The organism is Acetobacter papayae JCM 25143 (assembly GCF_000613285.1).
Lineage (GTDB): Bacteria > Pseudomonadota > Alphaproteobacteria > Acetobacterales > Acetobacteraceae > Acetobacter > Acetobacter papayae.
Window position 1 is genome coordinate 1 of sequence record NZ_BAIN01000048.1, and the last position, 19,473, is coordinate 19,473.

Genomic DNA, 19,473 nt, shown 5'->3' on the forward strand with positions numbered 1-19,473 from the left:
CGGGCGGCACGGGTCGGCCGCACGGCCCGCACCCTGTTGCTGGATCTGGCGGCATGAGCGCGCATGCTCTTGTACCGCTGCACGCTACACGGCATGATGGAGCCTGCCGTTTCCTGTCGTGGAGAAAGACCGTGTTCCGTTTATCCCTGTGCGCGTCAGGCGCTGCCCTGATCACAGGCCTGGCACTCATGACGGCAGTGCCTTGCGAGCCGCTGAGACCTGCACACAGTTCGGCCCGGAAAACGCCCTACCGGTGCTTCTGAACGAAAAGCTCCAGCCCCGCACGACACTTCTGTGCAACACGGCCTATGCCGTTCTCAATGCCGGGGCCGTGCATGAACCGCTGTGGGCGGCCGAGTATCTCGATGCGGCGGCGGTGCAGGGTGGCCGAAAGATTGGCCGTACCACCAATACGTTTGTCGCCGATGAGCGCCTGCCTGCAGGCGATGGGGCGACGCTGGCGGACTACCGCGGCTCCGGCTTCGACCGTGGCCACATGGTGCCATCAGCTGACGCGGGGACCCAAGAGCTACAGGAACAGACGTATACGCTTTCCAACGTTGTGCCCCAGACCGCCGCCCTGAATGAAGGGATCTGGACGGGGGTGGAAATGGCGGTGCGGGCCATGGCCCTGCGCGAGGGCGGGGTCTATGTGGTGACGGGCCCGGATTTCAGCGGCAGCAGCCGGGCTATCGGGCAGGATGTGCTGGTGCCCACGGCGACGTGGAAGGCGATCTATGACCCGATCCGGAATGAAGCCGGGGCCTATCTGTGCCAGAATACGGACAGCCCGACCTGCCAGACTCTGAGTGTGGCCGATCTGGCTGAGCGGATCGGGATTGACCCGTTCCCCGGTGTCGGAGAGGCTGTCAAAGCGCAGGCCATGGTGCTGCCTGAGCCGCAGGCCAGCCCCTATGCGCCCCACTCGCGCGAGAACCGTGAGTGGGAGCGGTTGCAAAAACGGCTGGAGCGCAAACTGGCGCGTGCCGGAATGAAGGCGCTCAGACACGCGCTCGAACAGGAACAGGAGTAAGGCCCATGTCGCCATCCAAAGCCTTCGCCCCCTTTGGACCTGACGCACAGGTCCAGACCATTGAGCAGATGACGGTGGACAATGACCCTGCGCGGGTCAGCGTGTATGGGCGTCTGGACATCACGCATGACCGGGCCGGACTGGAGAATGCCCGCGCTCTGGCAGCCCTGCTCAATGCGGTTGTCGCCCGGCTGGAGCTGAGCCTGAACTTCCGGCGCACGCCCCTGTCACCCCGCAAACCCATCCCATGACCAACCCCTTCGCCTGAGGGGTTAAGCGACTGTTCGATCACAGCGTCTGAGACAGGCATTACCGCCAGTATCATGGCGTATGGCGGTTTACGCCCTGCGATACGCCCAATCGTTTCAGAATAGATCAGTGGGCTTCCTAAGGGAAATGCAGCCCACCGGATGAGACCCGTAACCGTCCGGGGTCTCAGGGTGTGGCTGCGCAAAAAACATCGGCAAAAAGAGCGTCACAACGGCATGCGCTAGACTGGACAGAGTGGTGTTCAGTGTGGGGTTTTCCGATGTCGGGTTCTTTGCCGGGTGGTGTTTCCAATCGAGCCGTCCGTGGGTTCACCAGACGCCTTCGGCGGCCTACGGCTGGCGCGTCGCACGCGCCCTCTGGTGCAGTCGATCCCTTGTGCCGGGGACAGGGCTTTTTTGCTCAGGAGGTGAGGAGTGGGGCGTGCCTCCCGTGCAGCGTCTTTTTGCCTGAAGCTCTTTCATGTCTGGGGGTGAAGGGATGTGTTCACGGCGTGGGCGCAAGTATTGGACGATTTTTTTTGTGTGCGGATACCACATCACACCCCTGTCGCGTCAGTATCGGAAAATAAACAAAACAAATAGAGAGGGTGACGAAAATAAAAAAGACAGTAAAAAACGCCAAAAAATGGCCATTCCGCGCAGTTTTTTCTTGGTGCGGTCGGTCGTTCGTGCTATAAAAAAGGAAGTAAAGGCACAGTATCCAGAACGAATTCTGGTTTGCGGCCATGTAAAGGGAGCCCCCGTCATGTATCAACGCTTCGAACTGTCCGAACAGGATCGTCAGGCCATTGTCAACGGCGTCTCCTGTGCCACCCTGCTCGAAAACCATCATTTCCTTCTCGTGGCGGAGAAAAGCACCAAGCGTTGCTTCAAATATCGCAAAGGCGACGAGCACATCATCGTCAATCATGGCGGGAAGGCTGGTGGGATGCCCAGCGTCCGCGCGGCACGCCCGATAGCAGTGGCGATGTTTTTGCTCTGTGCCGCCGCCTTGATCCTGAAATGAAATGGCGCGAAGTCTGCTCGACGCTGGGAGCACTGGTCGGGGTTGAACCCAAAGGGGCTGCCTATGTCGCGCAGAAGGTCGCACGCACGGATGAGCGGAGCCCTGCCGAACGCTGGGCGGCGCGCAAGTCGCTCTATCGGGGTGGCAAAGTGTGGAACTATCTGATCCGCGAGCGCTGCCTGCCCGAAGCCATCGTGCGTGCAGCCGTGGCCAAGGGGTGCCTGCGTGACGGGTATCATGCGGCCTGGTTCGCCCATACGGATGAGCAGGGCGCTGTCTGTGGGGCCGAGCTGCGTGGGCCGGATACCCATATCTGCCTGGGCGGGACGGTGAAGACGCTGTTCCGCTTCCAGCCGGGCAGTGTGCAGCCAGTCCGTCGTCTGGTGATCTGCGAGGCGGCGATCGATGCGCTCTCCTTCGCCGCACTGGATCAGGCTTATGTGCCCGGCACGCTCTACGCGTCCACCGCCGGGGGCATGGGGCCGGAGACCATTGCGGCAATCCAGACCCATCTGGCAGCCATGAAGGCCCTGCCTGAAGCGGTGCTGGTTGTCGCAACCGATGATGATGATGCGGGTAACGCGTTTGCCGACACACTTTACCGTCTGGCGGATGACGCCGGTGTCGATTTCACGCGGCGCCTGCCGCCCGACCGGGCCAAGGACTTTAACCAGACACTCAAGAACCGGGCACAGGCCGCCTGAAACAGAATTGAATTGAACAAATAATCAATAGTGGCGTTGTATCAGGTGTGGCGCGTTGTCCTGCGCCCCTGATCCAGCGACCGCCTGCAAAGGACATCTCATGACACACGACAAACCGATCCCGACATCCCGTCCGCATGACGACAGTGACCCGCTGGATTTCCTCTCCAACCTTGGCGAAGACGTGAGTGCGGCCCAGCAGGCGCTGTTCTCTCATCCGAGCTGGCGGGATGGCTGGAACGCACCCCCGGACTGGGCCATGAAATCCCTTGGACAATCGCCTCCTTCACGGATGAGACGGGCAGGCGGGTCTCGGGGCTGGTCGTCGCGGGCAGTTTTACCAATGGCAAGTGGGATCTGACGACAGAGTTTGTTCTGTTCACCGGGCGCGCCCGGCACTCTGGCACCTTCCTGACCGTGGACGGGTCTGCGGTGAGTGTGCGCCCACAGGGTAGCCTGCCGGGTGTCGGCCCGCGTCGTCCGGATTGCATGACACTCCTGAAGGAGGTTCAGGCGGCCAGCAGGGCATGGGCGGCCAAGCCGTCGCTGCGGGCACATTGGGCGGTGTTTTCTGCTACCCATGGTTGTAGCTCGATACCCGATACCTTCGTGGAGTTGCGTTTTGAGGATAAATGCTACCGAGGGCTGCTGATCGACGGCACGCTGGATTCAACCGGGTTGTGGGATATGGAGCAGTATGTCGCGCTGCTGTTGCCCACTGGCCGAACCGTGGAGCTGCTGGCTGATCAGGCTGATTCCGTGACGTTCCTCACGGGAGGCGAGCATTATGATCTCAAACGCTTTGGCTGAAGACGCGCTAGCTGGTCTCACGGCCATGCAGCGTGAGGCGGCCCGGCAGGAAGGCCCGGTTGTCGTGCTGGCGGGCGCAGGCACCGGCAAGACCAAAACCCTTGTTGCCGGGGTGGTGGACCGGATCGTGCGACGCGGCATGCCAGCGCACCGCATTCTGGCGGTGACGTTTACCAACAAGGCTGCCGATGAAATGCGCACGCGCATTAACGCCGTGCTGGGGCTGGGGGCCGCGCCTTCGTGGATTGGCACGTTCCACGGGCATGGTCGTCGCCAGTTGCGGGCCGATCCCGAGATTGCAGTGCTCCGTCCGGGCTTCGACATCTGTGATGCCGAGGATAGTCGACGGATCGTCAAACGCCTGCTCCAACGGGCCGCCGATGACGGTGCGTGGGAGCCGGGGGATGCGGACACGTTTCGTGCGCGTGTGCGCTCGGTGGCTCAGCGGATCGCCCTGATGAAGGACAATCTGGTTCTGCCCGATCAGGCCGAGGCGGTGCTGGAGAGTCAGATCGCGCGGTTTGGGGCAAAGAGCGACGAGGATCTGATGGCATGGCATACGGCAGCGCTTCTCTACCCGCCTATCAGGCGGCGCTGCGGGAAGTGAACTGCGCTGATTTCGGCGATCTGCTGCTATGGCCGACCGTGACGATGCTACGCGACGAGCAGTACCGCCTCGACTGGTCGCGCCGCTTTGACGCCATTCTGGCTGATGAGTTTCAGGACGTGAACCGCCTGCAATATCTGTGGCTCAAACTGCTGTCGCGTGATCATGGCGAACTCTTCGCGGTGGGCGACGACGACCAGTCAATCTACTCCTGGCGTGGCGCCAGTGTCGGTTTTATCCGCGACTTCCTGAGCGAATTCCCCAATGGGCGGATGATCCCGCTGGAACAGAATTTCCGCTCCACGGGGCATATCCTCACGGCCGCCAACAGCGTTGTCGCCCGCGACCGCAACCGGCTGGGCAAGACGCTGTTTACCGAACAGGGTGAGGGTGCGCCGATCGAGGTTATCACCTTCTCCGGTGGCCAGCAGGAGGCGCAGGGTCTGGCGCGCGAGATCGGACGTCGCCAGCTGATGGGTGTCGCCCTTGAGGACATGGCGGTTCTCTACCGGTTCAATTTCCTCTCGCGCATGCTCGAAGAGGAACTGCTCCGGGCGCACATTCCCTATGAACTGGTCAACGATACAGCCTTCTGGCAGCGCGCGGTCGTCAAGGATGTGCTGGGCCTTCTGCGTCTGGCGGACGGACCCGATGCGCTGCAGGGAGATGAAGCGTTCCGTCGCGTCATCAACCAGCCAGCCCGTGGGGTTGGGGCGAAGACACTCGCCCGGATCGAGCAGCTGGCCCAGGATGAAGCGCTCTCGCTCTTTGCCGCGGCTGAAAAGCTGTATGCGACCAGCCAGAGCAAGACCGCCGAGCGGGTGCGGGCCTTCCTGCATGTCATCCGCGATGAGGAGCTGAGCACCGAGACCGCACTGGGTGCGAGGATGCGGACACTGGCGGAGCGCTCGGGCTATCTGGATATGCTACGGGTTGCGGGTGAGGAGGGTAATGCCGGGCTCGAAAACCTCGACGAACTGTTCTCGCTGGCGATGGAGTTCACGAGCGTCGAGGACCTGTTTGATCACGCGGCCCTTGGCGCGGCAGCTCCCAGCGAGGCGGGGCAGGGCCGTGTTCGTCTGATGACGATCCACGGCTCCAAGGGTCTTGAGTTCGAGCATGTCTTTCTGATGGGCTGGGAGGACACACTGTTCCCCGGTCTGTCGCCCAGCAATCTCGACGAGGAACGCAGGCTGGCCTATGTCGCGCTGACGCGCGGGCGCGCGCGTGTCGCCATCAGCTGGTGTGCCTGGCGCAATGGCCGGTCCGCCGACCTGTCGCCCTTCATCGGCGACATCCCGCCCGAGGCTCGCTATTCGGGCTGGCTGGGCAGGGCGAATAGCCGTGCGGAGGCTCGGGCCATCCGGGACGCGCAGGATGAGGCGCTGGGGATCTAGCCCACCCAAAACAGCGTCACAACGGGTTCAGGCACACTGTCGTGCATGACACCCACTCGCCCGTCCGTCACCGAGGCAGATCTGTCGCCCGGTCCGGAACACCGCCAGCTACGGGCACTGGCACAACAGGCCGGTCGTGAACTCGATGGGCACGGCAATCGTGTCGCCGGCATGGCGCAGGCACTCGGTCATGCCCATCGGGGCGAGCCGCCGCCAGTCCATCTCGCTCTGGGCGCGCAGCTACACGACATTGGCAAACGCCACATCCCCGACACGATCCTCGACGCCCCCCGGCGGCTGACGCCGGCCGAATGGGCCGTCATGCGTCTGCACACCATTCTGGGGCTGGAGATCCTGTGTCGCGCTCTGGGCCACGTCCCGCAGGATGTCGCGGACTGTGTGCTGCTCCATCACGAACACTGGGATGGATCGGGCTATCCGATCGGTCTGTCCGGGGCATCCATCCCCCTGCTCGCGCGCCTTGTCGCCATCGCGGATTTCATCGACGCGCTGGCTTCACCGCGTGCCTACAAATCCGCCATGGCACCCGAGCTTGTCCGCACCCTCGTGCTCAGGGCGCGGGGTGTGAAGTTCGATCCGATCCTGACCGATCTCGCGTTGCGGATCTGGCCGCAGCTGCTGCGTGCACGCGCTCAGGCTGACCAGCCAAACGGCGTCACAACGAAACCAGCGATACTCAAACCCTGATCCACAGACAGGAGGCGCCTGATGGCCCGCAGAAAACAGACCATTACCCCGCGTGCGTGGACACGCTCAGCGAAACAGAACAGGCGCAGGCGCGTCGCGCGATCATCACCGCGGTGCGCGACGCCCTCAAACGTGGCCCGCATACGGCCATCGAACTGCGTGCCCGCGTACCCGTGGAGATGAGGGGAGCGTTTCCTGTCGTGTTACGCAGCCTGCTCCATGCCGGAGAAGTCGCCTCCCTGGGCCATAGCGTCTATGCAGCCGTGCCGTGGATGCCGCAGACCCGGACGGTAAGGGGCGATGTCACGGCTGATCTCATCATCGGTGTACTGTCCTGTGAGCGTCGTGCTGGGGCCAGTGCGGCCGAACTGGCGGGTGATCTGCTCATCCCCGTGATCCAGATCCGCGCGACCCTGACCGCCTTGAGGGGGTGGGGCTGATCTGTGAGGCGAAAGAGCCGGGTCATTACCGCATGCTCAGCCGCCGGATGGCGACGGAAGTGCGACAGGGTGCGTCGGGGCGGGTTTTCGCGGATGTGCGTCATGCGTGACTGGGTGACATTTCCTGATGGAAACCGGGGTCGGCGGTCATGGGACAGTGATCCGCAGAGAGCGGGTGCCTGGCAACGGCGGCTCGCGCAGGCCTGGGGCGGCGATGAGCGCCCGGTCTGCGACTGTCACCATCAGGGACAGCCGATGGGGCTATCTGTCCATCGCTGCCTGCGCCAGCGCGATGGTCGACAGGTCGAAGTCTATCATCTTGCCCGTCTGCGTCATCAGGGGGCTCTGCACCATGTCGCCTGCTCGTTCCATGAGGCCGATCCACGTCGCGATGGCCGGGGTGGCTATGCGGATGGTGTCGTGCGCGAGCGTGACGACGGGCGGATTGGCATCGCCCTGCGCCGAGGGCTGCGCTGCCTCGACGTAGCGGCTGCTCCGGCCGATCCGGCGCAGGCCGCGCGACAGGGTGGAGGGCAGGGGGCTGTGCGACAGGCCCGTATTACCGAGCTCGGCCTTTTGCATCTGCTGTGGGAGGAGGCCGGGCTGAACCGCTGGACACCCCGTCTGGGGCGTGCGCGACGGCGCTGGCCCTTTGTCCGCGAAGCGCTCGACCGGGCAGCCCTGCGGATTGTTCCAGCCCGTAATCAGACCCTGTCCGACCGGCTGGCCATGATCGGCTACGCCGATGAGGACGGGCCCGCGCTGTTGCGCGAGACGGCGCGCGCCTGTGGCGACACATGGCGGATCCTGTTGCTGGGGATCGTGGACGACATCGCTCTGGTGAACTGGCAGGAAGGCCAGCAGTTCTGCGCGCTGCGTTTTGATGGGGCCGGAGCCTACAACCTGCGCGTCAGTGCCGCGTCCCTCTGGCATGAGCGTGTCGCGCGCCGTTATCCGATGGCGATGGCCGCTCTGGCACAGCCGCGTGCTGAGCGGGCCATCCGGGTGGTTGGTCTGGTGACGGCGACCGTGCGGGTGGGAATGACGCAAGGTCTGTCGTTGGTGCGCTGTCGCGCTGACGACATCGCGTTGATGGAGGTAGAGCCTGATACGCTGACCCCTGTCTCCAGTCGCTATGAGCTGGCCATTGCCCGCGCTTTGGTGGAGCAGCGCCGGAGCTTTGTCCGGCCGCTGCGTTTTGACGCTGGTCGCGACGCGGTTCTTCCAGATTTTGTCCTGACGGATACGGGCGAACCGCGCGGCACCCCGATGGAGGTGTTCGGCCGGGCGGATGAGGCCTATGCCGCCCGTCGGGCGGAGAAGGCCCGCTATTACGATGAGGTCTACGGGCAGGCGCATTGGTGCACTGGGATGCTGTCGCCTCACCCGGCCGCTGGCCGGACTTCCCGCCAGTGCATGTTCAGGCGGGTGGGGATGGCGATGCGTAGGGCGCTTGGAACCCCGTCTCCCGGTTGGGTGGAACGGCGGTTATCCCCAGAATCTGTGGACAGAATGGTGTGCAAGCTGTGACCGGTCTGGACAAACCCGGGGAGGAGCCAACCCGTCCTGCCGATGCCGAGCTCATTGGCACGGCTCTGGTGTGGATCGGTTGGCCGCTGCAGCAGCTCTCACGGCGTTCTGGCTATGACCGCCATGAGATTACGCGCTGGATCCGCAAGGGCGGGATGCCTGAGCCGTTCAGGCTGTGGCTCACAGCCCTTCGGGCGGTACATATCCGCTATCCGTCTCCCCTGGCGACAACCGTTCGGCCGGGTGGTAACCGCCCGCCTCTGGGGCGGTGGGAGGTATTACGGATCCAGCTGGTGATCGGCTGGTCGGAGCGCGAACTTGCGGGGCGGCTGGGGGAGCATCGCACCGCCTTGCGACGTCGTCTGGAGGCGGGGGAGACGCTGGACGCACAGGAATCCCGGTGGCTGGAACTGTTGGAAGATGGCCACCGGCTGAATCCGCGGCCTGACGGGCCGCGTTAACACGAAAGGACACACAATGCTGGATGGACAGTTACATGAAGGACAGGGTGGCGACACGGACACGGATCCGGCCGTAGGCGGGATTGCGGCGGATCGGCTGCGCTCGATCATCGAGCGGGTCGAACGCTTGGAGGAAGAGCGCAAGGCGCTGGCTGGCGACATCAAGGACATCTTCACCGAGGCGAAATCGGCAGGCTTCGACGTGAAGGTGATCCGCCAGATCATCCGGCTGCGGAAGCTTGAGCCAGCTGAGGTGGAGGAACAGGAAACCCTGCTCGATATCTATCGGCGCGCTCTGGGCATTTAGGCTGAATCTAATCCAGTAGGTGCAATGCGCAGCTGGCGGCATCGTGGTTGCCGTCAGTTGCGGCATGAAGATGTTTGCCAATTTTGTAGGTTGTGGATGGGGTATGTGCTACTATATGACCAGTTATATGGTCAGGAGGTTCTGATGCAGACCGTTAATCTTGTCGAAGCAAAAACCCATCTCAGTCAGCTTGTTGAACAGGCCATGCAGGGCGAACCGGTTCGGATTATGCGGCGTGGCAAGGTCATCGTCCAGATCAACAGCATTGTCCGGGAACGCAAGCCTGTTGACCTCCAGGTGCTGCGCACCCTGACTGAGGGCATGACACCGCAGACTGTTTCTGCGGGGGAGAGTATCCGTGCCATGCGTGATGAGGCCCGATATTGAGCCTTTATATTGATACATCGGTACTGGTTGCAGCATTGACCAATGAGGCAGAGACGGCTCGGATGCAGGAGTGGCTTGCCAGCCAGAATCCCGCGTCACTGTTTGTCAGTGACTGGGTTGTTACCGAATTTTCTTCTGCCCTGTCGATCAAGCTGCGCACCGGCAGATCACAGTCACAGACCGGGCCAACGCCCTGGCTCTTTTTACCCGTCTGTGTGTGGATAGTTTTGAATGTCTTCCCGTCACCGGACAGCAGTTCAGGACGGCTGCCCGGTTTTCAGATCAGTATGCTCTTGGTCTGCGTGCGGGAGATGCGTTGCATTTGGCAGTCTGTGCTGATCATGGTGTGATGCTGTGCACACTGGATCGTCGCCTTGCTGAGGCAGGTCCTCATCTGGGCCTGCGTGCCACGCTTCTTTAACTGCCGTTACATAAGCGTTAGGGGGATTGCTCTGAGCATCTGATGGTGTTCAGAGCTGTTACGCCAGATCAGGTTGTAGTGGATGTGAGCGATGCGGTTACAGATGGCTCTGTGGTTTTTGCTTCTGAAGTAAGCCCTGTTTTTAACGCAGAGGTCGTGTTTTTACGGCTGGAAGAACCGAACAACTCCTCTACGATTTCTTTTTCAAACTCGGCTTTCAGATCATTTTTGTTTCCAGAAACCTTCACCGTCTGGACGCTATCGTACGATGAAAACGATGTCGGGGCATCAACATCTGTCTTTACGAGTGGCTGTTTGAGATTGGGACCCGTTCCGACTGCGTATTCCATTTTTCCGGAAAGTTCGGAAGAAATGGAAAAACTGGTAATAGTACCACTGTCCGTCTGGGCGGTTGTCTGCGTCACATCGATAGACAGGGACGCATTGCCCCATAACTCGCTGAGATCTGCTGTTGCGTTCTCCTGAACGAGGCCTTTTAAATCCCGTTCCATCTGATTGGATGCAACATTGTTATTTTTATCAAGATCTTCGTATGCGGCTTTTATTTTCTGCATGTATGGCGTGGCCATCGCAGCCGAATCACTAAAGACGTTAATGTTGCCCCAAATACCATCGTTTCGTGCACTTTCCATGGACAGCCGTTCGTCAGCCACGAAAGCATTCCATTTTTCAGAATCCGATGTTGTTGAACTCCCGAGGACCTGAACAATGGCACTGTATATTTTGGATAGGGTACTATTGGCCGTTATTCCCGAACTCTGCGTGTCAATGTAGGTTTGTGCTTCCTGAGACAGAGTGAGCGTATCGCCTATTGTGTCATCATAGGCACTGGATGTTTCAGAAGAGTTGGAAACAACACTATTCCCATGTTGAATCACCCCTCTTTCACCGTAAATAGCCACATTTAGTGCATCAGGCATAACAGGAGCCTGAGACCACGTCGCAGACCACGAAAGGTTTTTTGTGGTAATTGTTGACATGAGGAGGCTCCTGCTTCTGCCGAATTATACCGATTACTAATGTAAAAAGATTCGGGTAAAAGAAACGTTAAGCTATTACTGAATGTAGAAAGTCCCCCCTAAGCTGCTCACGCCGGACCATGGGCCAGATGAAGGCGCTGTACATGTTGGGAAATGGGTTCCGCCAGTTCGCGTAAATGGGTATGCGATATAGTTTGAATAATACTGGTTTAAAGATGATTGATAGCTGAGGTTAATATAGTAGTTACACCCATAAGTGTTGTCGCTAGATGTTGCCGTGAATTGTATTGAAAGATCTGTTTTGTCGGGGCCGACCGCATTGGCCACAATTGAGGTTGTCCCCGTAGGGATGGTTAAACTGGCGCTTTGCGGTGTTACACTCGGAGAAGCGCTGTAGCCGCTTATAGCAACTGATTGAGGGGCGTTATTAGTAACTTTGATGGTTCCGCTGGCAGCCTGAGACGGCGTTGCAAATGACAGCGCAGAAATGCCCATAATACCCAGTGACACAAAGAGATTTTTAAGAAACATTGTGGATGTCCTATTCAATCATTCTTGAGCACTATGTTGGGCATGGCATGTCCACACGCTCAAGCAGCCTCAGGCTATGATAGAGCTGCGAAATATTGCAATCATGTTGGAGGGCGTTTTACGCATGGCTGTCAGTCCGATGTGTGTACGGCTCTGCCGACCTATGATCTAGCCTGGGCGCACGTTAAGCCTTTCACCAAAACCGACGCCAGACGCGCAGCGCCATGGCCGCTAGAGCAATGATGCCGCTGATTCCGCGAAAGAGCTGCTCGATGACCTGCCCCTTGCGGGCAATCCCGTCGAGCAGCTGTGCACTGCTCTGGTGATCCAGCCAGTAGAGGGTGGGCAGGCTCAGCCGCGGGGTGCTGGCGACAACTGCCAGACCGGCTGAAGGCCAATACCGAGGAGGCCGTAAAGCACGAGCAGGCTCAGCCCGAACACAGCCACCCCATACCAGCAGAACGAAATGACAGGGCGGGCACGGGCAATAAAGGTGCGCAGGAAAAGCATCGAAACACTCCATAGCAGAAAAGAAGGAATGAACAGACTGCCAGAAAGGATTGTGACGCCTCGCATGGGCTAGGGCGGCCGCAACGGTCGCAGGCTCGCGCTGCGCGCGCCGTTGCCCCCGCCCCGATCCCATGCAGCGGCAGAGGGGTGAAGGAGAAAAAAACAATGCACAAACAGATAGTCCTAACCCCGCTGTGGAAAGGGATCGCTTCAACCATGCCGACCGAGGTGCAGGCCGTTGGACGACGGGCCGCCCTGATCTCGGTGTCGATTGCCCCATGTGACAGGGTCTGGAGCGCGCGGGAGCGTCTGGCCGACGAACTGGTGCGTGTCTGCTATGGCAGCGCCATGCGTGAGTGCAATCGCTCGGCGCTGGCCTGCATGATGCGTGTGCTGGTTGAACAGGCGGTTCCCGGCCTGCCGGGCCAGCATGTGCAGCGCAACGCCCCACCCCCGCCGCTGGGCGATGGTGAATGGTATCGCCATTGGTTTGCCGTCAGCCGCAGGAGGGTGGGGCATGAGCGACATGGGTCTGCCTGACGTGCGCGTGCAGGTGCGCGGGCCTGCGCGCGATCGTGCGGGATTACGGGACTGGCTGCGTGCGGCGTGTCGCGAGATGGGTGGCGGGTCGCCGCCGGTGTTTGGGATCCGCACGAGCCGAACGCGGCTGTCCTTCGAACTGGAGCCCATGCACCAGAGTTTTCATGTGCCGTTGATGACGCGCCTGACGCGCCGGTATCCCCGGCTGGTGTATACGCTCACATGGGACAATCCGGACGACACATCGCGCTATGCGAAAACGGGGCTTGAGATCTGGCAGGCAGGCCGGGTGTGCAGGAGTGGGTCTTTTGCGGCTTTGCTGGGTGTGACCCGCACCCGGCCGGGGCGCAGGACAACCCGTGTCGTGTTGTTTGAGTCTGAGGACAGCATCGGCGATATCCGGCCCTATGCGCGGATGGGAGCAGGGCTTTGTAGCATCCCGCCCGGTCCGCACGACATTGGCCCGTGGCGTGTTCTGGAGGCGTGGGTGCCGGAGCGGCCGAACACCCTGTACGATCCTGCCCGCAATATCGTGCTCCATACCGTCTCTACACAGGTGACGGTCATGAGCGACATTACCGTGTATGGACGGATCGGAGCGAAGGCGTGGCTCAATGTGGACGAACTGTCTCAGCGTTTTCCGGAACTGGCAGGCTGGTGCGACACATGGCGGGCTTATGAGGCGGATGCTGAGGCTCGGGCGCGTGAAGCGGCAGCGCGCTACACTCGCCACGCGCGCCGCATGAAAATGCTTTATGGCCCGGACTGGGACGCAATCCTATTCTGATGCTTTTTCACACGCTCGGACGTGATGCGCTCAGGCGTGCGCGGGCGTGCAACGCTTTCACGGGCTTTGGCCCGTTCAGCATTGCACGGCTCGCAGGCGATGCCTTTACGACAGGCCGTAACGCTGGGCATTTCGATCCAGCGGCTTTCCCACTGGCAGCGGGAGCAGGTGAAGAGGGCGACCATGCGCATACCCGGCTGGTAAACACAGCCGTGATCGCCGCAGTCGGTGAGATGCGCGAGGATGCGCGGCGCGCGGCGTGGCCGCTTCCATCCAAACAGGTCGCCCTGTCGTGCCATGTCTGGCTCCTGTGTTCGGGAAAGGTCGAGCAGGTGTTGCCGGTTGTCCAGAGGACACCGGCAACGGCTGGGGTCAGTCCGGGGTGTGGGCTGACCGGCGGGCGTTGAGAAAGTTACTGAGTGCGGTTGATATATTCAGCCGGTCAGTGCCGAGCAGCAGAGCACAGTAGGATAGGCCGGCCGGAATAATAGCCCCCGCACCCCATTGATCGGCAATTGAGTAAATGAATCGAAACTTCTCGATGTGAGCGCTCTGGAAGAAGACAAAATCAGTCAGAAACAATGCAGAGCAGACACATATATTTATGAAAACAAAGATGAAACACCATTTCATGGCGGTTTCCATCATCAAAAGACTAAGCATGAGTAACGGTTCGAATGTCTCATAGAGTTTTCGCAGGATAACTGTGAAGGAGAGTTTATCCCCACTTTTGGTGGTTGTGTCACTGTGTGGTGTCGTCATGGTCAGTCCTTTGCGATACGGCGGGGCAGTCCCGCTTTTGCAGTATGACGCAACCGGTTGTGACGCCTGTCGGGCGCACCCTGTCCGGGCGGGCGTGTCTGGTTCCCCGCTGCCCACAACTTCACAGGCACCTCCCAAGGGCCGCGCGCCGCCTGACTCTTGGCGGTCGCGTCGCACAGCCCTTGGGTCCCTCCTGTGAATTTATGGACAGCTCCTACTTTGTGCCGGAACCAGCCCGTAGCGACAGCGGACACACCAGACGCCTTCGGCGGCCTACGGCGGGCGCGTCACACGCGCCCTCTGGTGCAGCCCCGACCTTTTGCCGGGTGAGGGGCGTTTTGCTCAGGAGTGAAGGAGTGGGGGGAGGCGATTATACCTCTTGCCCGCCGTTCTGGGGGGCGGGTAGCACAGGGGCGCGAGGTATAGAATCACCCCATGGGAATATAAAAACGGCGGGAGCGGTTTTTTTCTTGGATCATGGGATTGCGAAAAAGTAACCGAAAGAACTACACAATATTGTTTCGTTTACAGTCGTAAAAAAGAATGAAAAAACGCGCTTTTTTGGCTGTTTTCCGCGCTTTTTTGCTTGCATGGCTTTTCTTGGCGTACTAATCTTTACTTGTTGAGAGGGAATAGGCCCGAACAACAAAGCGCCCCGGTCGGTGTTTCGACCACCAAACCGGGACTAGCCAGAACAGAAAGAGAGCCTTTCATGTCCGACGTAAACAACACTGTAAGCAAGCCCCGTTCTTCCCGCAAGGTAACGCCCCCCGCAAGGGCGATGCCGCCGGTTCCGTCTCTCCCGCCCGCGCCCGCCAGTTCCATGAAACGGAACAGCGCATGAAGCCAATCGTTCACCTTCAATGGCCGACCTGCTCCACCTCGTTCCCTCAGACGATCAGATGGCGCTGATTGGCCCCCGTTTCGGTCTGGACGTTGCAGACGTTGAGGAAATGATCGGCCTCGGCCTGAGCGCCGTTCGCGAGCAGTATGACGCGCTACGGCCCTTTCTGGTCTCTACTTACAGGGGCGAGGACGATTTCAAGGCGATCAAGATTCATCTTGATCGTATTGTGGATGCACTGGTGCGCTCGGCGCATGGTGCGGCCAATTACTACGAAACCCGCCGCCAGCTTGCGAAAGACGCAAAGGACAAATGGGCAAACGAACATCGCGATGACGACCGTATGGGCATCGACGGTCAGGATAACTATACAGACCGTCTGCGCCGAAACGCGGCCGAACACGCCGTTAAGGCTTACGCCCTGTTCCATATCGCCAGCGGAGCCTGCACGCTTACGCCGAAGTGATGGGCGAAGAATGGCAGCCCTATCAGCACCGGGCAAATAACCGCACCGTGCCGCAGGAAGCCGCTGCGGCTCTCGACGAGGCGCTTGGTATCTGAACAATAACCAGCCGGGCCGAAAGGCCCGGCAAACCTGAACGCGACAGAGAACGCATGACAACGAAAAAGCCTCATCCCGTTTTGCGGGCTTTGCTTCCGCCCAGCCAAACGCCAAAGCATCTTGAAGACAGGCTGAAGGCATTGGCAGCAATTTTTCAGACGTTAGCCCTGAGCGCATGGGGGCTAGGTATTTTAACGCCCCTGATAACAGCATACACGGCACTGAACCTTATTCATGCGGGCTTGTCCTTTGTACTGGGGGCCACGCTTGAATTATGTTCTTTGACACTACTGGCTTACGTTCCCTATACTGTAGAAGTGAAGGAGGGGCCTTGATATGGATGTTTTTACGCAATCGCTCCTGTTTATCCTGCTCCCAGCAGCCATTTTTACCCTTGTCGCAGGGCTTTCTATCGGCCCCGTCATGACACGCCTTGCCAAATGGCGGGAGTCATTGGAGCGCAACTAAATCAAGACCGGCGGGCATAAGCCCGCCGCGATGCGTTCCGGTCTTTATTTTCCATCCTGTTTCTGCCTGCCCGGAATAATGGGGCAATCATCCCTCCCACCGGGCTATCCACAACTCCACAGGCACCTCCCAAGGGCCGCGCGCCGCCTGACTCTTGGCGGTCGCGTCGCGCGGCCCTTGGGTCCCTCCTGTGGATTTGTGGATAGCCACAGCCTTGTGCTGGAACCTGTGCTTGCCGGTCTGTTTCGCCAGGCGCCAGGCCAGTCGCGGCCCCTTGGACGGAGACGCAACTGCTCAACCCAAGAATAACACGCTCTCCACAAAACAGGTTGGCCACCCTACCTCCCGACGAGCTGCCCACAACTCCACAGGCACCTCCCAAAGGGCTGCGCGCCGCCTGACTCTTGGCGGTCGCGTCGCGCAGCCCTTTGGGCCCCTCCTGTGGATTTGTGGACAGCCACGACTTTATGCCGGAACCAGCCCGTAGCGACAGCGGACACACCAGACGCCTTCGGCGGCCTACGGCTGGCGCGTCACACGCGCCCTCTGGTGCAGCACCGACCTTTTGGCAGGCGCGGGGCGTTTTGCTCGGGAGTGAAGGAGTGGGGTGGGGCGATTATGCCTCCTGTCCGCCGTTCTGGGGCGGGCTGCACAGGCTGCGAGGTATAGAATTATTCTATGGTAATATGAAAACGGCTGGAACGTTTTTTTTTCTTCTCTAATGTAATTGATGAAAAGTAACCGAAAGAGATACACAATATTTGTTCGGTTAGTGGTGCAAAAAAGAATGAAAAAACATGCTTTTTTGGCTGTTTTCCGCGCTTTTTTGCTTGCGGGTCTTCCCGTGGCGTACTAATCTTTACTTGTTGAGAGGGAATGGGACCGAACAGCAAAGCGCCCCGGTCGGTGTGTCGAGCACCAGACCGGAGCCAGCCAGCAGTAGGCACAGTTTGAAGCCGCCTGAGCGGCACGTCGGTTCAGTATTCTTTCATTTCTATTTTCGGTTCATGGAGTAGGCATATGGCAGGCAGCGTCAACAAGGTCATTCTGGTCGGCAATCTGGGCAAAGACCCCGAAGTGCGTCATGGGCAGAGTGGCGCGAAGATCGTCTCTTTCTCACTGGCGACAAGCGATACATGGAACGACCGGGCTTCTGGTGAACGCCGCGAACGCACGGAATGGCACCGAGTGGTGGTGTTTAACGAACGCCTTGCCGATGTGGCCGAGCGCTTTCTGCGCAAGGGTCGCAAGGTCTATCTGGAAGGCTCGCTCCAGACCCGCAAGTGGACGGATCAGGGCGGACAGGAGCGCTTTACCACTGAGGTGATTATTGATCGCTTCCGTGGGGAGTTGACCCTTCTGGACAGCCGCCCGGATGGCGAAACCGGCGGCCAGTATGGTGCGGCCCCTGAGCGTAGGCAGGCGGCTCCCGCTTACGGCAATACTGGCCCGGTGGACGAAATCCCGTTCTGACGGGCAGCGAATGGCGCGCGTGGGACGCGCGCCATTTTGGACACAAAACGCTAGTTCTGGGTTCGGTCAGGGACACGCAGGGGTGTCAGATCACACCATGCCTGCCCGTTTTCCGCCACGTAACTATGCCCCTCACAGTAGCGCCCGCGTTCAAGCGTATGCGACACCAGCGCATAATGTGCGACTAACCCCCCACAGAAAAACAGGGCACCAGCCAGTGCCAGGCGCGAGATCGCTTTCCAGCGTGTCGCCAGATAGAAACCCTGTTCATGGTGCGGCATCTGCTGTTTGAGCCGGTCGTACAGTTCCGTTTTCAGCCCGCCCATGATCGAGGCGATCATTTTGTCGATCGTGGCCTGCTGGTGCTGCTTGAGACGTTCCTCCTCCGCCTTGATGCGGAGTTCTGCTGCCGAGCTGATGGCCCGTGCGCTTTCCAGTCCCTTTGTCAGGTCATCGCGCATCGTCCTCAGGCTGCGTTGAGCGACTTCCTCGGCCGCCGTGATCCGTGCGGCCGCCGCGTCTACGCTCTGGCAGGTTTCGGCTGTCGCATCGTTCAGGCGGGCGAGCAGAATCCCAAGCGGGCTATTCAGAGCAATGCCCGCATCGTGAAGGCTGGTGAGGAAGCGCTGTCGCGCTTCCTCTTCTGGTGTTCGACTGGCCGGATGGCTTATGGCATCCATTCGTCAGCGCCTTCCTTAGTGAGGTTGGCAGTAAAGTCCTTCAGCCATTTCTGGGCCATATGGACCCATAGAGGATTGAGGGGATGGCCTGATTGTCCCGCGTTGTTGGCAATCGCCTCAAACACGCTCAAGCCTTCCTCTTCGATATATTTCATGGCCGTGAGCGCAGGCATGTCTATCGGAATAACGCCAGCTTTCAACATGCTGAGGAACCGGGAATCTTCCCGCAGCCATTCGAAAGGATCGACTGCGCGACTAGTGTTGCGTTGCAGGCCAGCGTTTAGGAAAAGCAGGCTTGTGCCACCCTGAAACGCGCCGCTGGCCCAGATCCGGTGCATGTGCTCGAAATCATCGCGTTCCGGCCCTGTGAAATAGGCGTAGGTCGGGATCAGGTTTGACGCGGCGAGGAAGTGTCCAAGATCGGATTCCGCTGCGAGCTCTTCACTAATCCTGTCGCCGCCCCCCATGTCGATCACTACCGAGGCCTGCTGTTCCAGTGCTGTCGCCAGTGTATCGGCCAGCCAGACCTTGCAGGTTTCGAGCGTCGCGTTTTTAGGGCGTCCAACGCCATGCACACCCTCTGGTGGATAAAGACGCGACAGCATTGGGTTATTGATGTCGCCATCAGCGACAAGCACCTTGTGCCCGAGTGCGATGGCATGTCGTGCTATGACGCGCAGCCGAGGCTGCCGCCACTGCGACCGCGGCCTATGCGCCACAGTGCGCGGGGGGTACGAGTGGGAGTCGGGGGTACTTTGCTGGTGTCAGCCATAGAATGAGACCTTCTGATGAGAGACGGGCACAATGCCTGCCTCTCATCATTGTCGCTCATTCCGTTGTGACGCTGTGCACAGGCCTATGGCTCAGAGGTGTCGTCTGGCGCGCGCGGCCCGATAGACGAACTTTTCTTCCTCAGTCATGGAGCGGGTCGTTTCATGACGCGCGTCTATAAAGCGGCCCACATCTTTCAGCCAGTCGTCTTCGAACTCATAGCCCCGTTTGCTGGGATAGCCCGGCAGATCGTCGCCAAACTCCCAGGCGTTCCCACTCAGGGGGTTGATTTCCCCTTTGCGAATTGGCGGCAGGGTGGGGTCGAATGGCTCATAGGCACGATACGACACCCCGACGATCTTGGGCAGGTCAAGGGTGACAAGCGGCGTGTCGCCAGCCAGAGCGACAGCACTGTGCCCCGCCGTTGGCTGCGCACTAGCGACAGACGCTGCCCGCGCCTTTCG

28 protein-coding genes and 1 pseudogene are annotated in these 19,473 nt (G+C 60.0%); 22 read left to right on the plus strand and 7 right to left on the minus strand.

The window, feature by feature from the left end; genetic code table 11:
* Positions 1-202: 202 nt before the first annotated feature.
* The 15 genes and pseudogenes from JCM25143_RS10900 to JCM25143_RS18930 all read left to right on the plus strand — a co-directional run bounded on the left by JCM25143_RS10900 (position 203) and on the right by JCM25143_RS18930 (position 10,080).
* Positions 203-1,033: a DNA/RNA non-specific endonuclease gene (locus tag JCM25143_RS10900; RefSeq protein ID WP_025861162.1), complete on the plus strand. Its 831-nt coding sequence runs from the start codon at positions 203-205 to the stop codon at positions 1,031-1,033.
* A 5-nt stretch (positions 1,034-1,038) separates the two neighbouring features.
* Positions 1,039-1,284, plus strand: a complete 246-nt coding sequence (locus tag JCM25143_RS18905; protein WP_035371032.1) for a hypothetical protein — start codon at positions 1,039-1,041, stop codon at positions 1,282-1,284.
* 478 nt (positions 1,285-1,762) lie between these two features.
* Positions 1,763-2,308, plus strand: a complete 546-nt coding sequence (locus JCM25143_RS24070) for a hypothetical protein (RefSeq protein ID WP_234395186.1) — start codon at positions 1,763-1,765, stop codon at positions 2,306-2,308.
* The gene (locus JCM25143_RS18910; RefSeq protein ID WP_234395187.1) at positions 2,305-3,012 is read left to right on the plus strand and encodes a DUF3991 and toprim domain-containing protein; all 708 of its coding nucleotides are present in this window, start codon (positions 2,305-2,307) and stop codon (positions 3,010-3,012) included. Before JCM25143_RS24070 ends, JCM25143_RS18910 begins: the two co-directional genes overlap by 4 nt.
* 100 nt (positions 3,013-3,112) lie before the next feature.
* Positions 3,113-3,373, plus strand: a complete 261-nt coding sequence (locus JCM25143_RS22085) for a hypothetical protein (protein WP_148300108.1) — start codon at positions 3,113-3,115, stop codon at positions 3,371-3,373.
* Positions 3,374-3,444: 71 nt separating this feature from the next.
* A complete protein-coding gene (locus JCM25143_RS10915) occupies positions 3,445-3,822 on the plus strand; it encodes a hypothetical protein (RefSeq protein ID WP_159101635.1) in 378 nt (125 codons plus the stop codon).
* Positions 3,800-4,429, plus strand: coding sequence for a UvrD-helicase domain-containing protein (locus JCM25143_RS24075; protein WP_234395188.1), 630 nt, complete (start codon positions 3,800-3,802; stop codon positions 4,427-4,429). The genes JCM25143_RS10915 and JCM25143_RS24075 overlap by 23 nt, the downstream gene beginning before the upstream one ends.
* On the plus strand, positions 4,375-5,826 hold the full coding sequence (locus JCM25143_RS18920) for an ATP-dependent helicase (protein ID WP_234395189.1): 1,452 nt from the start codon (positions 4,375-4,377) through the stop codon (positions 5,824-5,826). Before JCM25143_RS24075 ends, JCM25143_RS18920 begins: the two co-directional genes overlap by 55 nt.
* 45 nt (positions 5,827-5,871) lie before the next feature.
* Positions 5,872-6,534 (plus strand): HD-GYP domain-containing protein, encoded by a 663-nt coding sequence (locus JCM25143_RS18925; RefSeq protein WP_025861164.1) that lies wholly within the window; start codon positions 5,872-5,874, stop codon positions 6,532-6,534.
* Between the two features lie 56 nt (positions 6,535-6,590).
* Complete coding sequence (locus tag JCM25143_RS10930) at positions 6,591-6,974, plus strand: hypothetical protein (protein WP_025861165.1); 384 nt, start codon at positions 6,591-6,593, stop codon at positions 6,972-6,974.
* A gap of 102 nt (positions 6,975-7,076) precedes the next feature.
* A complete protein-coding gene (locus JCM25143_RS10940; RefSeq protein WP_159101636.1) occupies positions 7,077-8,504 on the plus strand; it encodes a DUF1173 family protein in 1,428 nt (475 codons plus the stop codon).
* Entirely contained in the window at positions 8,492-8,965 is a 474-nt protein-coding gene (locus JCM25143_RS10945) for a transcriptional regulator (protein ID WP_148300111.1), read from the plus strand. Before JCM25143_RS10940 ends, JCM25143_RS10945 begins: the two co-directional genes overlap by 13 nt.
* 16 nt (positions 8,966-8,981) lie before the next feature.
* Positions 8,982-9,272 (plus strand): DUF2312 domain-containing protein, encoded by a 291-nt coding sequence (locus JCM25143_RS10950; RefSeq protein ID WP_025861170.1) that lies wholly within the window; start codon positions 8,982-8,984, stop codon positions 9,270-9,272.
* A gap of 144 nt (positions 9,273-9,416) precedes the next feature.
* Entirely contained in the window at positions 9,417-9,659 is a 243-nt protein-coding gene (locus tag JCM25143_RS10955) for a type II toxin-antitoxin system Phd/YefM family antitoxin (protein ID WP_025861171.1), read from the plus strand.
* Positions 9,656-10,080 (plus strand): annotated as a pseudogene (locus JCM25143_RS18930) (type II toxin-antitoxin system VapC family toxin). Before JCM25143_RS10955 ends, JCM25143_RS18930 begins: the two are co-directional and overlap by 4 nt.
* 68 nt (positions 10,081-10,148) lie before the next feature.
* Here the strand turns inward: JCM25143_RS18930 and JCM25143_RS10965 are convergent.
* Positions 10,149-11,081, minus strand: coding sequence for a hypothetical protein (locus JCM25143_RS10965; RefSeq protein ID WP_148300112.1), 933 nt, complete (start codon positions 11,079-11,081; stop codon positions 10,149-10,151).
* Positions 11,082-11,963: 882 nt separating this feature from the next.
* Positions 11,964-12,122 carry a hypothetical protein gene (locus JCM25143_RS22380; RefSeq protein WP_159101637.1) on the minus strand — a complete coding sequence of 53 codons (159 nt, stop codon included), beginning with the start codon at positions 12,120-12,122 and terminating at the stop codon, positions 11,964-11,966.
* A 165-nt stretch (positions 12,123-12,287) separates the two neighbouring features.
* On the opposite strand from JCM25143_RS22380, the gene JCM25143_RS10975 reads away from it, so the two are divergent.
* The 3 genes from JCM25143_RS10975 to JCM25143_RS22385 are packed head-to-tail and all read left to right on the plus strand — an operon-like array spanning position 12,288 to position 13,856.
* On the plus strand, positions 12,288-12,662 hold the full coding sequence (locus JCM25143_RS10975) for a hypothetical protein (protein ID WP_025861173.1): 375 nt from the start codon (positions 12,288-12,290) through the stop codon (positions 12,660-12,662).
* Entirely contained in the window at positions 12,640-13,449 is an 810-nt protein-coding gene (locus JCM25143_RS10980; RefSeq protein WP_025861174.1) for a hypothetical protein, read from the plus strand. Before JCM25143_RS10975 ends, JCM25143_RS10980 begins: the two co-directional genes overlap by 23 nt.
* The gene (locus JCM25143_RS22385) at positions 13,449-13,856 is read left to right on the plus strand and encodes a hypothetical protein (protein ID WP_025861175.1); all 408 of its coding nucleotides are present in this window, start codon (positions 13,449-13,451) and stop codon (positions 13,854-13,856) included. Before JCM25143_RS10980 ends, JCM25143_RS22385 begins: the two co-directional genes overlap by 1 nt.
* Here the strand turns inward: JCM25143_RS22385 and JCM25143_RS10990 are convergent.
* Both JCM25143_RS10990 and JCM25143_RS22755 read right to left on the minus strand, forming a co-directional pair.
* Positions 13,822-14,211, minus strand: a complete 390-nt coding sequence (locus JCM25143_RS10990; protein WP_025861176.1) for a hypothetical protein — start codon at positions 14,209-14,211, stop codon at positions 13,822-13,824. The two genes, JCM25143_RS22385 and JCM25143_RS10990, sit on opposite strands and share 35 nt — an antisense overlap.
* A 615-nt stretch (positions 14,212-14,826) precedes the next feature.
* On the minus strand, positions 14,827-15,075 hold the full coding sequence (locus JCM25143_RS22755) for a hypothetical protein (protein WP_199897863.1): 249 nt from the start codon (positions 15,073-15,075) through the stop codon (positions 14,827-14,829).
* Here JCM25143_RS22755 and JCM25143_RS18935 point away from each other — a divergent pair.
* The 4 genes from JCM25143_RS18935 to ssb all read left to right on the plus strand — a co-directional run bounded on the left by JCM25143_RS18935 (position 15,075) and on the right by ssb (position 17,558).
* Positions 15,075-15,521 carry a hypothetical protein gene (locus tag JCM25143_RS18935; RefSeq protein WP_199897864.1) on the plus strand — a complete coding sequence of 149 codons (447 nt, stop codon included), beginning with the start codon at positions 15,075-15,077 and terminating at the stop codon, positions 15,519-15,521. The genes JCM25143_RS22755 and JCM25143_RS18935 overlap by 1 nt on opposite strands.
* Positions 15,522-15,670: 149 nt before the next feature.
* Positions 15,671-15,952, plus strand: a complete 282-nt coding sequence (locus JCM25143_RS18940) for a hypothetical protein (RefSeq protein WP_035371035.1) — start codon at positions 15,671-15,673, stop codon at positions 15,950-15,952.
* A 1-nt stretch (position 15,953) separates the two neighbouring features.
* On the plus strand, positions 15,954-16,085 hold the full coding sequence (locus JCM25143_RS24820; RefSeq protein WP_264798973.1) for a hypothetical protein: 132 nt from the start codon (positions 15,954-15,956) through the stop codon (positions 16,083-16,085).
* 1,020 nt (positions 16,086-17,105) lie between these two features.
* Positions 17,106-17,558 carry a single-stranded DNA-binding protein gene (gene ssb, locus JCM25143_RS11010; protein WP_025861180.1) on the plus strand — a complete coding sequence of 151 codons (453 nt, stop codon included), beginning with the start codon at positions 17,106-17,108 and terminating at the stop codon, positions 17,556-17,558.
* Positions 17,559-17,608: 50 nt separating this feature from the next.
* Here ssb and JCM25143_RS11015 read toward each other — a convergent pair whose 3' ends face one another.
* From JCM25143_RS11015 to JCM25143_RS22390, 3 genes are all read right to left on the minus strand, one after another.
* A complete protein-coding gene (locus tag JCM25143_RS11015) occupies positions 17,609-18,238 on the minus strand; it encodes a hypothetical protein (RefSeq protein WP_025861182.1) in 630 nt (209 codons plus the stop codon).
* Entirely contained in the window at positions 18,226-18,876 is a 651-nt protein-coding gene (locus JCM25143_RS11020; protein ID WP_025861184.1) for a hypothetical protein, read from the minus strand. Before JCM25143_RS11020 ends, JCM25143_RS11015 begins: the two co-directional genes overlap by 13 nt.
* 225 nt (positions 18,877-19,101) lie before the next feature.
* The coding region (locus JCM25143_RS22390; protein WP_035371037.1) for a hypothetical protein at positions 19,102-19,473 on the minus strand (372 nt) is incomplete at its 5' end.